The sequence below is a fragment of the uncultured Imperialibacter sp. genome (genome assembly GCF_963974565.1).
Classification (GTDB): Bacteria; Bacteroidota; Bacteroidia; order Cytophagales; family Cyclobacteriaceae; genus Imperialibacter; species Imperialibacter roseus.
The window spans coordinates 21,021-34,554 of the sequence record NZ_CAXBCJ010000022.1; the positions used below are offsets into that span (position 1 = coordinate 21,021).

At 47.2% G+C, this 13,534-nt stretch carries 16 protein-coding genes; 9 read left to right on the forward strand and 7 right to left on the reverse strand.

The genetic code is table 11. The features are described 5' to 3' along the window. The first annotated feature begins 3 nt into the window (after positions 1-3). From AAC052_RS23330 to AAC052_RS23350, 5 genes are all read left to right on the forward strand, one after another. The gene (locus tag AAC052_RS23330; RefSeq protein WP_339815679.1) at positions 4-465 is read left to right on the forward strand and encodes an SRPBCC domain-containing protein; all 462 of its coding nucleotides are present in this window, start codon (positions 4-6) and stop codon (positions 463-465) included. A gap of 49 nt (positions 466-514) precedes the next feature. Next, positions 515-916 (forward strand): DoxX family protein, encoded by a 402-nt coding sequence (locus AAC052_RS23335; protein ID WP_317490617.1) that lies wholly within the window; start codon positions 515-517, stop codon positions 914-916. 242 nt (positions 917-1,158) lie between these two features. After that, complete coding sequence (locus AAC052_RS23340) at positions 1,159-1,737, forward strand: YdeI family protein (protein WP_339815732.1); 579 nt, start codon at positions 1,159-1,161, stop codon at positions 1,735-1,737. Positions 1,738-1,741: 4 nt separating this feature from the next. Then, the gene (locus AAC052_RS23345) at positions 1,742-2,302 is read left to right on the forward strand and encodes a DUF4256 domain-containing protein (RefSeq protein ID WP_317490619.1); all 561 of its coding nucleotides are present in this window, start codon (positions 1,742-1,744) and stop codon (positions 2,300-2,302) included. 227 nt (positions 2,303-2,529) lie between these two features. Then, on the forward strand, positions 2,530-3,219 hold the full coding sequence (locus AAC052_RS23350; protein WP_317490620.1) for a heavy metal transporter: 690 nt from the start codon (positions 2,530-2,532) through the stop codon (positions 3,217-3,219). A 72-nt stretch (positions 3,220-3,291) separates the two neighbouring features. On the opposite strand, the gene AAC052_RS23355 is transcribed toward AAC052_RS23350, so the two are convergent. Continuing rightward, the gene (locus AAC052_RS23355; protein WP_339815680.1) at positions 3,292-3,576 is read right to left on the reverse strand and encodes an antibiotic biosynthesis monooxygenase; all 285 of its coding nucleotides are present in this window, start codon (positions 3,574-3,576) and stop codon (positions 3,292-3,294) included. A gap of 73 nt (positions 3,577-3,649) precedes the next feature. After that, on the reverse strand, positions 3,650-4,330 hold the full coding sequence (locus AAC052_RS23360; protein ID WP_317490622.1) for a DUF3667 domain-containing protein: 681 nt from the start codon (positions 4,328-4,330) through the stop codon (positions 3,650-3,652). Between the two features lie 305 nt (positions 4,331-4,635). On the opposite strand from AAC052_RS23360, the gene AAC052_RS23365 reads away from it, so the two are divergent. From AAC052_RS23365 to AAC052_RS23380, 4 genes are all read left to right on the forward strand, one after another. Continuing rightward, complete coding sequence (locus AAC052_RS23365) at positions 4,636-7,674, forward strand: amidohydrolase family protein (RefSeq protein WP_339815682.1); 3,039 nt, start codon at positions 4,636-4,638, stop codon at positions 7,672-7,674. A 25-nt stretch (positions 7,675-7,699) separates the two neighbouring features. Next, positions 7,700-9,001: an amidohydrolase family protein gene (locus AAC052_RS23370; RefSeq protein WP_339815683.1), complete on the forward strand. Its 1,302-nt coding sequence runs from the start codon at positions 7,700-7,702 to the stop codon at positions 8,999-9,001. Positions 9,002-9,265: 264 nt separating this feature from the next. Then, complete coding sequence (locus AAC052_RS23375) at positions 9,266-9,895, forward strand: hypothetical protein (RefSeq protein WP_317490625.1); 630 nt, start codon at positions 9,266-9,268, stop codon at positions 9,893-9,895. A gap of 108 nt (positions 9,896-10,003) precedes the next feature. Then, complete coding sequence (locus AAC052_RS23380) at positions 10,004-10,690, forward strand: hypothetical protein (RefSeq protein WP_339815685.1); 687 nt, start codon at positions 10,004-10,006, stop codon at positions 10,688-10,690. 59 nt (positions 10,691-10,749) lie between these two features. Here AAC052_RS23380 and AAC052_RS23385 read toward each other — a convergent pair whose 3' ends face one another. From AAC052_RS23385 to AAC052_RS23405, 5 genes are all read right to left on the reverse strand, one after another. Then, positions 10,750-11,184 (reverse strand): nuclear transport factor 2 family protein, encoded by a 435-nt coding sequence (locus AAC052_RS23385; RefSeq protein WP_339815686.1) that lies wholly within the window; start codon positions 11,182-11,184, stop codon positions 10,750-10,752. Between the two features lie 20 nt (positions 11,185-11,204). Next, a complete protein-coding gene (locus AAC052_RS23390) occupies positions 11,205-11,717 on the reverse strand; it encodes a DOMON domain-containing protein (RefSeq protein WP_339815687.1) in 513 nt (170 codons plus the stop codon). 41 nt (positions 11,718-11,758) lie between these two features. After that, positions 11,759-12,190 carry a MarR family transcriptional regulator gene (locus AAC052_RS23395; protein ID WP_317490629.1) on the reverse strand — a complete coding sequence of 144 codons (432 nt, stop codon included), beginning with the start codon at positions 12,188-12,190 and terminating at the stop codon, positions 11,759-11,761. A 68-nt stretch (positions 12,191-12,258) separates the two neighbouring features. Next, entirely contained in the window at positions 12,259-12,882 is a 624-nt protein-coding gene (locus tag AAC052_RS23400) for a GyrI-like domain-containing protein (RefSeq protein WP_339815688.1), read from the reverse strand. A 56-nt stretch (positions 12,883-12,938) separates the two neighbouring features. After that, the gene (locus AAC052_RS23405; RefSeq protein WP_339815689.1) at positions 12,939-13,502 is read right to left on the reverse strand and encodes an NADPH-dependent FMN reductase; all 564 of its coding nucleotides are present in this window, start codon (positions 13,500-13,502) and stop codon (positions 12,939-12,941) included. Positions 13,503-13,534: the final 32 nt, after the last annotated feature.

The window sequence follows — 13,534 nt, forward strand, 5'->3', positions numbered from 1 at the left end:
TGTATGGAACGAAAAACAAAGATTCACGCCGAAGAGGGCAAGCAGGAATTGCTGATCACGAGAGAATTTGATTTACCATTGGAGCTGCTGTTTAAAGCCTATGTAGAGCCCGAAATTGTGGAACAATGGATGGGAACGAAGGTGCTGAAGCTTGAAAACAAAAAGCACGGCAGCTGGCAGTTTGAAACCACCGACCCTATGGGAAACAAGCATGGGTTTAATGGAACAATCCATGAGTTTGTGCCGGATCAGAAGATCACAAGAACATTCGAAATGGAGAATGCGAGTTTTGGTGTTCAACTGGAGTTTTTGGAGTTCGAGCAACTCACCGACGCCACCAGCAAACTCACCATACACGTCGTTTACAGGTCGGTGGTCATCCGGGACCAGATATTGCAGCTGCCGTTTGCGCAGGGTGTCAATATGGCCCACAACCGCCTGCAGGAAATAGTAGGCCAGAGCTAATCCCTGAAAGACATTAAAACTTACACCCGAACGCATAAAATAACTAATCATGACAGAGACACAACCATCTGCCGGAAAAGCAGGAAAAATCACTTACTGGATTGCCACCATTTGGCTCGCCCTGGGCATGACTTCAACTGGTATAGTGCAGCTGATAAAAATGCAGGAAGAGGTAGAGAAAATGGCTCAACTGGGTTACCCCAGCTACATCCTCACCATACTTGGACCGCTGAAACTTTTGGGAGTGGTGGCGGTGCTTGTTCCCAAATTCCCTCTGCTGAAGGAGTGGGCTTATGCTGGCTTTTTCTTCAATATGGTGGGCGCCATCTTTTCTCATGTAGCTGCCAACAGCGACCCTTTGGAGCTCTTTGGGCCAACGTTGCTGCTGGTGCTGACTGTGGTGTCGTGGTATTTCAGGCCGTCGTCCCGCAAACTTGTATCAGTTGCCTGAGCCGGTAGCGATATGTATGCCTCAGATTGTGTTTTTACTGCCTCTCACCGAGGGCAAACGCATTTAAAACTATTTAACTTTGAAATTCTTCTTTTTACCCTAGCCCTAAAGGGAAAGAAGAATTTCAAAGCTGTTTCACCCTTAAGGGCCGGGGTAGAAAAACAGCTTTGAAAATAATTTATCTAATTTGTTTTAAATGCGTTTGCCCTGGCCTCTCACCTAAATTTAGCCACATGAGCCATATGAGCCCCAGTATCGATGCTTTTTTCAGTAAAACTTCCCGCTGGCAGGAAGCCTTCCATCAATTGAGGAGGATTATTCTCGACACTGCGCTGGAGGAGGAGTTGAAATGGGGAAAGCCTTGCTACACGCTGCAGGGAACCAATGTGGTATTGATCCATGGATTCAAGGAATACTGTGCTGTGCTTTTTCATAAGGGGGTGCTGCTGGAGGACAAGCATGGCTTGCTGATACAGCAAACTGAGAATGTGCAGGTGGCACGCCAACTCCGGTTTACCAGTGCTGAGCAGGTAGCAGAGATGGAGCCGATCATCAAAGATTATGTTCTCGAAGCCATTCGGGTAGAAAAATCTGGCACTCAGGTAGCGCTCAAAAAAACATCGGAGTTCAATATGCCGGATGAGTTTCGCCAGACGCTGGATGAAAACCCAGCATTGAAAGCTGCTTTCGAGGCGTTGACACCTGGGAGGCAAAGAGGATACCTGCTGCATTTTTCTCAACCCAAGCAATCTAAAACCCGGGAAGCAAGGATCGAAAAGTATATGCAGCATATTTTGGATGGAAAAGGACTAAATGATTAGCCAGATGTCAAAAAAAGAACTATTACCAGCACAAAGCGAAGAGTTGCTCAATACCCTGAAGGCCCGCTTTGAGAAGCACATGAATCGCCATAAAGGGCTGGAATGGGCCAAAGTAAAAGCAAGGTTGGAAGCCAACCCGGGCAAGTTATGGGTGCTCGACGACATGGAAACAACAGGCGGTGAGCCCGATGTTGTTGGCTTTGATGACAACACAAAAGAGTACATTTTTTATGACTGCTCTGCTGAAAGCCCTAAAGGCCGGAGAAGCCTTTGTTTCGACCATGAGGCACTGGAGTCAAGGAAAGAACATAAACCAGCCGACAGCGCCACCAACATGGCCGCCAACATGGGGATAGAATTACTGACGGAGGAAAACTATCGGATGCTGCAAACCCTTGGAGAGTTCGACTTGAAAACCTCAAGCTGGGTGCAAACGCCTCCCGAGATCAGAAAGCTTGGCGGTGCCCTTTTTTGCGATCGTCGTTTCAATCATGTGTTTCTGTACCACAACGGTGCAGAGTCTTACTACGGCGCCAGGGGCTTTCGTGGTTCGCTGAGGGTGTGAATTAGTAGAGCCTATCCATTAGCGGCCGTGTGAGGTACGAGGCATTGAAATCGTCTGATGGAGGCATCTGCCTTATAAGTTGGGCCTCAAATCGTCAACTTCGCTTTTTTGTCTGATCGAATAGTGCATTCATCTACTTATTCTTGCGACCCCAAAGAAAAGCTGACTTTGAGATTCTTTTTTTAGTAATTTCGCAAAAAAAACAATCGTAGCTAGACGTCAGTGTTATGGGAAAGATCATCAGGCCAACCTATCCGGTTGAATTCAGTGTAGGGCTTCTTTTGCTTATTTTCGCTTTGTCTTCTTTTTTGGGCTCCCAGCTTTTTGAGGCTCCCTTCGGCGAACTTAAGGAAGACACCAGCGGGTATATAGGCATGGCTCTGGTGGGCCTTGCGGTCGTTATAATGGTATTGATCCTTTGGGAAGAATTCTTGTTCCCCATTACGGTAGTGCCCACCGAAGGGCAGGTGGTCTTCAGAAACCACCGAAACAAGCTGCTGACACAATTATTCATCTATTTCAGCATACCTGCAATTTTCGTTTTCATTTATGCCAACTACGAAGTAAATCAAGTTCGCTTCTTCATTTGGGCGGCCATTTGTGTCATTGCACCCGTTGCGGGGAAGCTAATTTCAGGGATCAATAACTACAATGATTTTTTGAAGCTGACCAATGAGGAGATCGCCTATAAAAACAATAGAAAAGAAGGCGTTTTTAAGGTAGCCGAGGTTCAGCACATTACACCTGTGAAAGACGAGAGGAATGTTCTTCACAAGATTCAGGTGCAGCTGACCAACAACAATCAGGTGATAATTGATCTGGATGAAATGGAGCTGGCCGACTTTTACAACTCGATTGATGAGGCGCTTAAAGCTCACTACGAAACTATTCTAAAGGAAGCCAAAATTTCTGCTTAAGCAGCGTATCAGAGGAAGACGTAATTCGTCGGCAGTGTTAGGCTACTGCCTTGTCAGCACCATATCGGTGGGTTACTTCTCCGCCACCAACCCCAGGTGATGAAACCTGGGTTCGCTCTCGCAGAGAGGGTAGAGGGTGTCCACAAATTGCTTGATATAGGGAGAGTCTTTATGCTTTTCGTCAGCATCCTCGCCTGTAAAGCACATGAGGTGCACAAACTCCTGGATATCATGATTGAACTGAAAGGACTGATAGGCCAGCGTGCCAGGCTCGTTATTTCTGATGTTATCTATAAAGCCACGTATCAGCTTTTCGGCTTCCTGCACGTGGCCTTTTTTTACACGAAATTGAACCATTACATAGAGCATCGTTGGCGGGTGTGTTAAGTTGAACTTCTATTCTAAAGATACAATTTTTTCTGCTGTCTTGTTACAACTCAAACTCCAGATAGGGTAGCAAGTTCAACATATCCAGTGTCAGGAAAGTCAAATGTGTCATAATGATGGTGCAGAGCTGGGCATAGGCTGTGGCCATGATCGACAACGTAACACCCATCCAGTTTTTCATCCGGAAAAAAGTGGTGTAAACCCAAATATTATAGAGAATTACGATCACGGTGTAGATAGTAATAATAGCCGCCTTGGCATCCGGGAATAGCTGAAGAAATGGGAACATGATGACAATGAGTGCCAGCTGCTGGGCGGTTACATAAATATTCATCACCAGGTGCTCCGAAAAATTATCGCCAATGGGTTTGAAAAAAAGCCAGGTAGAAAAGGTATAAATAGGGATGGCGATGATGTTGATGAGGGTAGAATACTCGTTGGCAAAGTCCCAGAAGCCGACGAAATGCATTTTGTACCAATGCCAGTCTTCAAAAAAGTTGTTTTCCTGAGCCACTTTGAAGATGCCGTAGCGGATGGAAAGAATGGTGGTGACAGCTCCAACCAACAACAAGAACTTGGCTGGCACATAAAGACTGAGCCGCTTGCCGTCGATATACCCCCTGATCGCTTGCCCGGGACGGATCGCCAGTTCTCTGAGGGTGCCAAACAGGCCGGTCTCGATATCGAGCGACGATTCGAATGACTCCGCCAGCAATGTTTTCATATCAAAGCGATCCACGCTAGCACTTTGTGCGCAGTTGGGGCAAAAATTACCCTGAAACACCGTTCCGCAGTTTTTGCATACCATCAGGAGCGAAAATAGCAAAACGGCCGCTTAACTATCACAGCGACGATATATTATGTGAGGCAAATATCGGCGGCATGACTTTTCGCCGGAAGGGCTCTATTTCATAAATAGACTAATAATTCCGACATTTTATCAACATAGCCACCTGTATAAATCCAGCCGCTATTTGATCCTCATCCTTGTATCTTCGCTCTCTTAGAAAACCAAAAAACATTGAGGACATGAAGAGATTAATACTCCTGTTTATGGGCGTAAGTATGGTCTTGTCTCCGGCACTGGCTCAGGAAAACTTTCCTGTGAATGGTGCCCAGGATAAACGGCTGAATATTTATGCTTTTACGAACGCCACCGTGGTGGTGGATTATCAAACAACATTAGCGAATGCAACATTACTTGTGAAAGACGGCTTCGTGGAAGCAGTCGGAGCGAGTGTTGCTATCCCCAAAGGCGCCATCGTCACTGACCTTGGCGGAAAATTTATTTATCCTTCTATCGTAGATCCCTACACCAGCTATGGCATGCCGGATGTGAAGCGGGGAAGGAGAAGCTTTATGGATCCTCCACAGCTTGATTCTGACCGCAAAGAAGCTTATGGCTGGAACGACGCCATCAAAGCTGACTTCGACGGAGCCAGCGAGTTTACCATCGATGCCAAAACAGCCGAGAAGTGGAGAAAGCAAGGCTTTGGCAGTGTGCTGGCTTTCAGGCCCGACGGCATTGTAAGAGGAAGCGCTACCCTGGTGACGCTCAGCGATGGCCCGGTGAACGAAGTGATTGTGAAAGAAAGAGCAGCTGCCAACTATGCATTCGACAAAGGTAGCTCCACTCAAAACTACCCTAACTCGATCATGGGCTATGTGGCGTTGCTTCGCCAAACCTATTACGATGCCCAGTGGTACACATCACCCCTCAACAAGGTGCAAACCAATGTGAGCCTTGAGGCATTCAATGCCTTGCAGGGCTTGCCACAAATTTTCGAAACTGATAACAAGCTGAGACTTCTCCTGGCTGACAAAGTTGGCGATGAATTCGGCGTTCAGTACATCATCAAAGGCTCGGGCGATGAGTACCAGCGCATCAACGAAGTGAAGGCCACGAAGGCTTCTCTGATCATTCCGGTGAACTACCCGGCTGCCTACGATGTGGACGACCCCTACGATGCATTGAATGTGTCGCTTTCTCAGCTGAAACACTGGGAGCTTGCTCCTGCCAACGCCGCAACGGTAGCCAAAAACGGCATCACCTTTGCCTTTACTGCCAGCGACCTGAAAGACCCGGCTGACTTTTTGCCAAACGTGAGAAAAGCCATTAAGTATGGCTTGAGCGAGCAGGAAGCGCTGAAAGCGATTACATACACTCCTGCATCACTTTTGAAGGCAGCCGACAAAGTAGGCAGTTTGAAAAAAGGCATGCTGGCCAACTTCCTGATTACTTCGGGCAACCTGTTTGACGAGAAAACAGCTATCTACGAAAACTGGGTGCAGGGCAATAAGTATGAGGTTACAGATATGAACGCCCCCGATTATGCCGGCAACTATGAGTTGAGCTACTCAGGCAGCAGCTATACATTGGAGATTTCAGGCAAAGCAGGTTCGCAGAAGGCTAAAGTGAAAGTGAACGACTCCACTTCTGTAGATGCAAAAACAACCATTGACGGACAGAACATCAGCCTCAGCTTCCAGCCTGAAAAAAAGAAAGAGGGCAATATCAGGTTAAGTGGCTGGTTGAACGGTAAAAACTTCAAAGGCGATGGTCAGCTGGAAAACGGTGACTGGATCAAGTGGACAGCTACTTACCAGAGTGCCATTGAAGAGAAGGAGAAGAAAGAGGACGGAAACAGCGACAAAGCTCCCGACCTTGGTAAGATCATGTATCCTTTTGTTGCTTTCGGTAACGAAGAGCTTCCAACAGCCAAAACATACCTGATCAAAGGCGCTACTGTTTGGACCAGCGAAGATGCCGGCAAGCTGGAAAGCACTGATGTGTTGGTACAAAACGGCAAGATTGCGCAGGTAGGCAAGGGGCTATCCGCTCCGGCTGGCGCAGTAACTATCGATGGTGCAGGCAAGCACCTGACACCAGGCATTATCGACGAACACACACACATTGCCCTTAGCGGCGTGAATGAGGGCTCTGAGGCTGTTACTTCTGAGGTTCGTCAGGAAGATGCGATTGACTCTGAAGACTCCGATATCTACCGTCAGCTGGCTGGTGGTGTGGTGGCTGCTCAGCTATTGCATGGCTCGGCCAACCCTATCGGCGGCCAGTCGGCCTTGATCAAATTCCGCTGGGGCGCTGCTCCTCAGGATCTTCTGATCAAAGGAGCCGACAAGTACATCAAGTTTGCTTTGGGTGAAAACGTGAAGCAGTCGAACAGACCGCCTACCAGCAATATTCGTTTCCCTCAAACCCGTATGGGCGTGGAGCAGGTAATGGCTGACGCTTTTACCAGGGCACAGGAATACGATAAAGAATGGAAAGCATACAATGCACTGCCAGCTAAAAGCAAGGCCGGAGCTAAAAAGCCACGCAAAGACCTTGAGCTGGACGCACTGGCTGAAATTTTGAACAAGCAGCGTTTTGTGACCTGCCACTCTTACGTGCAGCCTGAAATCAACATGATGATGAAAGTGGCGGAGCGATTCAACTTCCGTGTGAATACGTTTACGCACATTCTGGAAGGCTATAAAGTGGCAGATAAAATGGCCGAGCACGGTGTGGGTGGCGGTACTTTCGCCGACTGGTGGCAGTACAAATATGAGGTGCGTGAAGCCATTCCTTACAATGCGGCACTGATGACCATGGCCGGCGTAACCGTGGCCATCAACTCCGACGACGCTGAAATGGCCCGCCGCCTGAACCAGGAAGCTGCCAAATCGATCAAGTATGCCGACATGGGCGAGTTAGAAGCCATAAAAATGGTGACCATCAATCCAGCGAAACTGCTTCACCTCGACAGCAGAATGGGCAGCATTAAAGTAGGCAAAGACGCCGACCTTGTGTTATGGAACGAGCATCCGCTTTCAATTTATGCGAAGCCAGAGAAAACCATGGTAGATGGCATTGTGTACTTCGATATTGAGAAAGATGCACAAATGAGAGATGCCATTCAGGATGAAAGAGCCAGGATTATTGCCAAAATGAAGTCGGCGAAGGCTTCTGGTGCTCCAACGCAAAGACCAAGCCGTCAGTACAAGCACAGATGGGATTGCGAAGACGAATACCTTGGCGACATGATCAAAGCTTCGCAGGAAGACTAATCGTCCACTTTAAAAGCTAAACGAGATGAAAAAATTAAAATATATAATTGCTGCCTGTTTGCTGATAACAGCGCAGGCCAAAGCTCAGGTGCCTGAGCCTGTAGGGCCACAGGAAAAACCTATCCTGCTAATGAATGGCACGGCGCATATTGGCAATGGCCAGGTGATCGAAAACTCATTTGTGACTTTTGAGAACGGTAAAATCACCAACGTGGGCGATGCCACCGTTGTGCGGTTAGACATGACCAAGTTTGAAGTGATCAATATTGCAGGCAAGCATGTATATCCGGGCTTGATTCTGCCTAATACAGTGCTCGGTTTGGAGGATATTTCTTCGGTGCGAGCGTCTATTGACAGCGAGGAAGTTGGCGACTTGAATCCACATGTAAGGAGTCTGGTTGCTTACAATACAGATTCTGAAGTGATTGCTACGTTGCGCTACAACGGCATTTTGCTTGCGCAGAGCACCCCTCAGGGCGATCTGGTTACGGGCACTTCTTCCATTATGATGCTGGAAGGCTGGAACTGGGAGGATGCTCAGTACAAAGCCGACGATGCCATTCACCTGAACTGGCCTACCAAGACTTTTGCACCACGCTGGTGGATGGGCGAGACGGAGCCAAGAAAGAACCCTAATTACCAGTCGTCGATTGACAAGCTGGAAAAGTTTTTTGCTGACGCAAAAGCCTACAGCGAAGGACAGCCCGCCGTGACCAACCTAAGACTGGAAGCGATGAAAGGCTTGTTTACCGGAGCGCAGAAGCTGTTTGTTCATGCCGATAGGAGGGTGGAGATCATGGAGGGTATTCAGTTTGCCAAGGCAAGTGGTGCCACCAGCATCGTTCTTGTGGGCGGAACCGACGCAGGCAACTGCATCGATTTTCTGAAAGACAACAACATTCCGGTGTTGCTGACAGATGTGCACAGAATCCCAGGCAGAGAGGATGAGGACTATGACCTGGCCTACAAGCTGCCGGCCATTCTTTCAAATGCAGGCATCAAAGTAGGTTTGACGTATGAAACGCTTCATGGCTCAAGGAACCTGCCTTTCACAGCAGGAACAGTAGCAGCCTATGGCGGTATCAGCAAAGAGGAGGCATTGAAGATGATTACTTCTAACACTGCGCAGATACTGGGCATCGATGGCACGACGGGTACCTTGGAGAATGGCAAGGATGCCAATATCGTGGTGTCAGAAGGAGATATTCTCGACATGCGCACCAGCAAGGTGACCAGTGCCTTTATTATGGGCAAAGGCATCATATTGGATGGCAAGCAGCAAATGCTGTACGACCGCTTCAAGCGGAAGTATGAGTCGCAGAAATAGATCACATCTGTGATGTGAGTGAAGAGGCTGTCTCAAAAGCCCGACAATCGGAGAGGAATGTCACATTGAGCCTGTCGAAATGCTTAGGAGCGTTTAACGCCAAGGTTTCGACACCGACGTGGAACGAGCTCAACCTGACAGTCGATTTGGGCTTTTGAGGCAGCCTCTTTTTATACTTGATTGTAAGAAATAAATTTTTTATTCACGAACAGCAACTATTTTTGCGCCCGTTCGTCATTGTGATATTATTATCATTTTGTTAAAATGTTGAAGTTCGTTTCCGCTGCTATCCTTTTTGCATCGTCCTGGTCTGTTGCCCCGGACAAAACTGATGTTGCCAAAGAAGCCGGCTTTAAGCAGGTGTATGCCAGGGAAAACATCACCCTTCACGAGCGGCCTATAGTTAACAGATATGGTGTTGATGTTCGGGAGGTGAAAGCGGTCTTTACTGCCAAAAGTAGTTCTGCGGTGGTGGTAGAGATGCTGAGAAATGCGGATAAGGGAATACAGTGGAATATTGGTGCCGGTGCCTACGACGTGCTCAACAACGAAAAACTGACCTGGGTCACTTATATAGAGTACGACCTGCCCTGGCCACTGAACGACCACGATGCAGTGCTACGCCACTCCCTTATTGAAAAGGGTAATATTATTGAGGTGGCTATTGAAAGTGTGGACGACGTCCTTCCTTTGAAGAAAGGCGCCGAAAGGATGGAACAAGTACAGGGAAAATGGACGATCCGATCTTTGGGGTTTGACGTAGTCGAAATCAGCTATCAGGTCAGCACCAAGCCAAGCGCCGTACCACGGCTTATCACAGATCCCATCGTTCACTATCAAATGACCAAGTCGATGAGTGCGCTTAGAGAGCTCCTTGAGCAGGCGTCCATCTAATTGGTCTATCCAATATATTTTACAGCCCGTCATTGTAAATATACAGTTCAGCATTTCTTTGTGGTATAGCTATTTTCTGTTGAGTTTCTATGATGAAAAGGAAATACAATGGAAAAATTCATGCTCATTTCTCACGCCTCTGCTGGCGCAATGGTTTTACTCACGGGCCTGCTCAATTTCATCAATAAAAAGGGCGGGAAGCTCCATAAAAAGCTTGGAATCACCTACGTCCTTGGCATGGCGTGGATATTTGTCTCGGCTATTCTGATAATCACGTTCTACCGTTTCAGCGCCTTTTTGATGGTAGTGGGGGTGGTAAGCTTCTACGCCACTTTCACAGGCTATAGAGTAACCAAACGAAAGAAGCTGGGCGAGCACACCTGGGTTGATCTGGGTGCTTCGGGACTTACTATGGCTTTTGGTATGGGATTGGTGGGCTACGGATTCTATGTGGGAAGCGTGGCTGGATTTGGAGTTCCTTTGGCCATCCTTAGTTACATTTTCGGTTTTTTTACCGCTTTCGCCGCCTACAGAGATTTGGCTTTCTTACTAAAACCGAGGGAAGAGACCTACAAACTGTGGTGGTTGCGCCAGCACATAAGCGCCATTGGTGGGAGCTATATTGCAGCCATTACAGCTTTTGCAGTGCAAAACGGTGACCGTATCATGGGTGGCTCGCAGTATCAATGGCTGCTTTGGCTTATCCCGACCGTGATTTTTACGCCAGCGATCGTTTTCTTTCAACGAAAGCTTAAAACAAAGAAGGAACACATTACCGTATCTGCTGGGGCATAAATTGGAGGCTGCCTCAAGGCATTGACTATAAGCCAGTGGTAGAGACAGCCTCGCATTGTTTAAATCACGTTTGGCAGGTCAGCTACCAACTTCCACTTGCCTTCCCTGGTAAAAACCAGGAGCAGGGTAGAAACAAATGTCATCTTACTGCCCTTAAAGCTCACCAGAGCGCTGGCAGTATTTCCGTTGATGGTCACATTGGAAATAGTTACCTCTCTTTTGTCTCCACCAAATTCTTTGTTTTTGATTTTGGCCAGGTAAACCTCTCGAGGCATAATTGCAACTCCTTCTGCTCCAAAGAGCCTGTTCATAACTACCCTGAAGTGGGTGTCCAGTACTTCTTCAAGGATAATCGGATCTTGATAGTCGGCCGCCGTTGCGAATTGCATGATCGTCTTTTTCACCTCTTCCACGTCAGTTTCCTGCGCCTGAGCAATACTAAATACCATAGTACCAAATACGGTCATCATAATGTTTGAAATGTTAGTGTTCATGATTAGAAATTGTTTGAGTTTTATAATTGAATTGTTGTTTGTGTTCGCATGACCGAATGATGCTGGAAGTCATCTTCCAGGCTAAAGGCCATTAATAGTGTGTAGTGTGTGCCAGGCTCTAAATTCTTGCAGTAGGCGTCAATTGCCTCTACGGGCAAAGAGAACCTGATGACTGTCCCCTCTTCATTTTCCATGCCTTCAATAGCGTCGACCAATACGGGAGCTCCGAAAGTTTCAATGGGCCGATAGTCTCCCGGCTCGACAACAAAGTGTTCTTTCACTGTCGCCAAGTTGTTGGCCACCCTACCCATGATGAGGTAGGTGTTCTTTAGCTGATCCCCCTCATTGAAGCCGATGGCTACCCACCCGATTGTTGGAGCTTTCATTTCGAAATGCACCCGGTTGTTCCTATGGGTCCAGCTAACTTCCATTCCCTTTCTGCGAACAGTGTTGGGGGCGTTTGAAAGTCCGGAATCAAACAGCACGACAGCAATACCGCAAAGAATGCCAATCACTGTAACAATTATTTTCATGAATATCAATTATTGATATATCAATTGTTTAGTCAAATTTTTTATACCATATTCCCCTGGATTCTTAAAAGCATGTCCTTCAATTTACCGACCTCCTTTTTTGAGAACCCTTCCAGGCTTTTGGCCCGGTGACTTTGTACCATGTCCATATGCTTATTGATGAATTTTTGTCCTTCTTTGGAAACAGTAATCATGTATTGCCTTCTGTTACCTTCTATAGCTTCCCTTTGAATAAGGCCTTTCTTTTCCAGTAAATCCAGCATTCTGGTAATGGAAGCCGGATCTTTGATTGATTTCTCGGCCAAGTCACGCTGCGAAAGACCTGGATCTGCTTCGATCACTTTTAGCAATACCCATTGGTCGACAGTGATGCCCGCACCTCTCTTGTCCAACTCCTTTTGCGAGTATTGCTTGGCCAGCTTGTTAGTTTGGTCGAGCATAAAAAGCACAACTTGCGACAGATCATCTTTCATTATTGATGTATCAATTATTGATATTCAAATTTATAGATGATATGCTTAACGAGAAAGTTTTGAAAAGGTTATTTTATTGGCTCCCGTAAAATCGTCTTTAGCTTTTGGGCAGCTGTTTTCCTGAAGTCCGACAAATAGATCTCATGGTGCAGGCCGTTTCGTTTCAAGCCATTGGCTTCAATAAAACCCTGTAGTTTACCCAGGCTTTCGGGCTCTTTGTCAAACGGCCCAACGTGAAGGATTTGCACAACATTACCTTCGTTCATTTCGAAATACTTAACCTGTCTTGCCAGTTCCATTCCCTTTTTGCTAACAACATTGGATGCCGCAGTCGTAATATTCTCTTTTTCCACAAACTCTGGCAGCCTTATGAGCAGACGAAACATCCACTCTGACCTTGGGATTTTGGTAGGAGCGTCTGTCATGGATACCCCGCCATACTTATCCTCATCAAACCACCATTGCCCTTCCAGCTTTGGCACGACGAAGTCCTTTTCCGCAGCTTTCCAATCAAATTTAATGATGTAGGCGACCGAGTAGAGAGCCTCTATGCACTCAGCAAAACCTTTTGATGACGGATCGCCCTGGCCAGCAATGGAAAGATATTGCACTGGCGCTAGCGTGACTAGCTCAGGCTTTTGTTTGGCTGTATAATATGTTTTGTCGATTTTAGAAAGGTCAATCTTCGTCATTGCTGCGCTTCGTTGTTACAGGAAGCAAAAAGGCGCTGGTCGCTGACAACCTTATGTCAGTGTGAGTCAGTTTTTTTGACACATTTGTTAGCCAGCGACTGAAGAACTTTGGTAAGGAGAGTAGAAAGGGTGGGATCCGTAATTTTTCCTTCAAGTGAAAATCGTTGCCTGATGGCCGAAATCGTTGAGGTGGTACTTTCGTCAAAATCAGCGTTTTGGGCTTTCATTGTGAGGAGGAGCGTGGAGAGCGCATTTTCGCCGCCCATCATGGAAGGAGAGTAGCTAAATGCCGCCAATGGCTTGTGGTAAACCTCTCCGCTGCCCACGAGCCAGTCCAATGCATCTTTTAGCACACCAGGCATTCCAAAAGCATACTCTGGTGTGCAGATAATGACGGCGTCGGCTTGTTTCCAGAGATTTCTCCAGGCCAGCACTTGTTCGTTTGTCGTACTGTCCGATAGTTGTGGGTTGAAGTGGGGGATGTCGCCCAGCCCTTCAAAAACGGTGAATTGAAATCGAGAACCAGCCAGCTGCTCAATAGCTTGGAGGAGCCTCCCTGCGGTTGCGCCAGGGTTGATGCTACCTGAAATCGCCAATACTTTCACGGTCTTACTTTTCATAAACGCAAAAATGAATGTAGCCGACAAGTTGA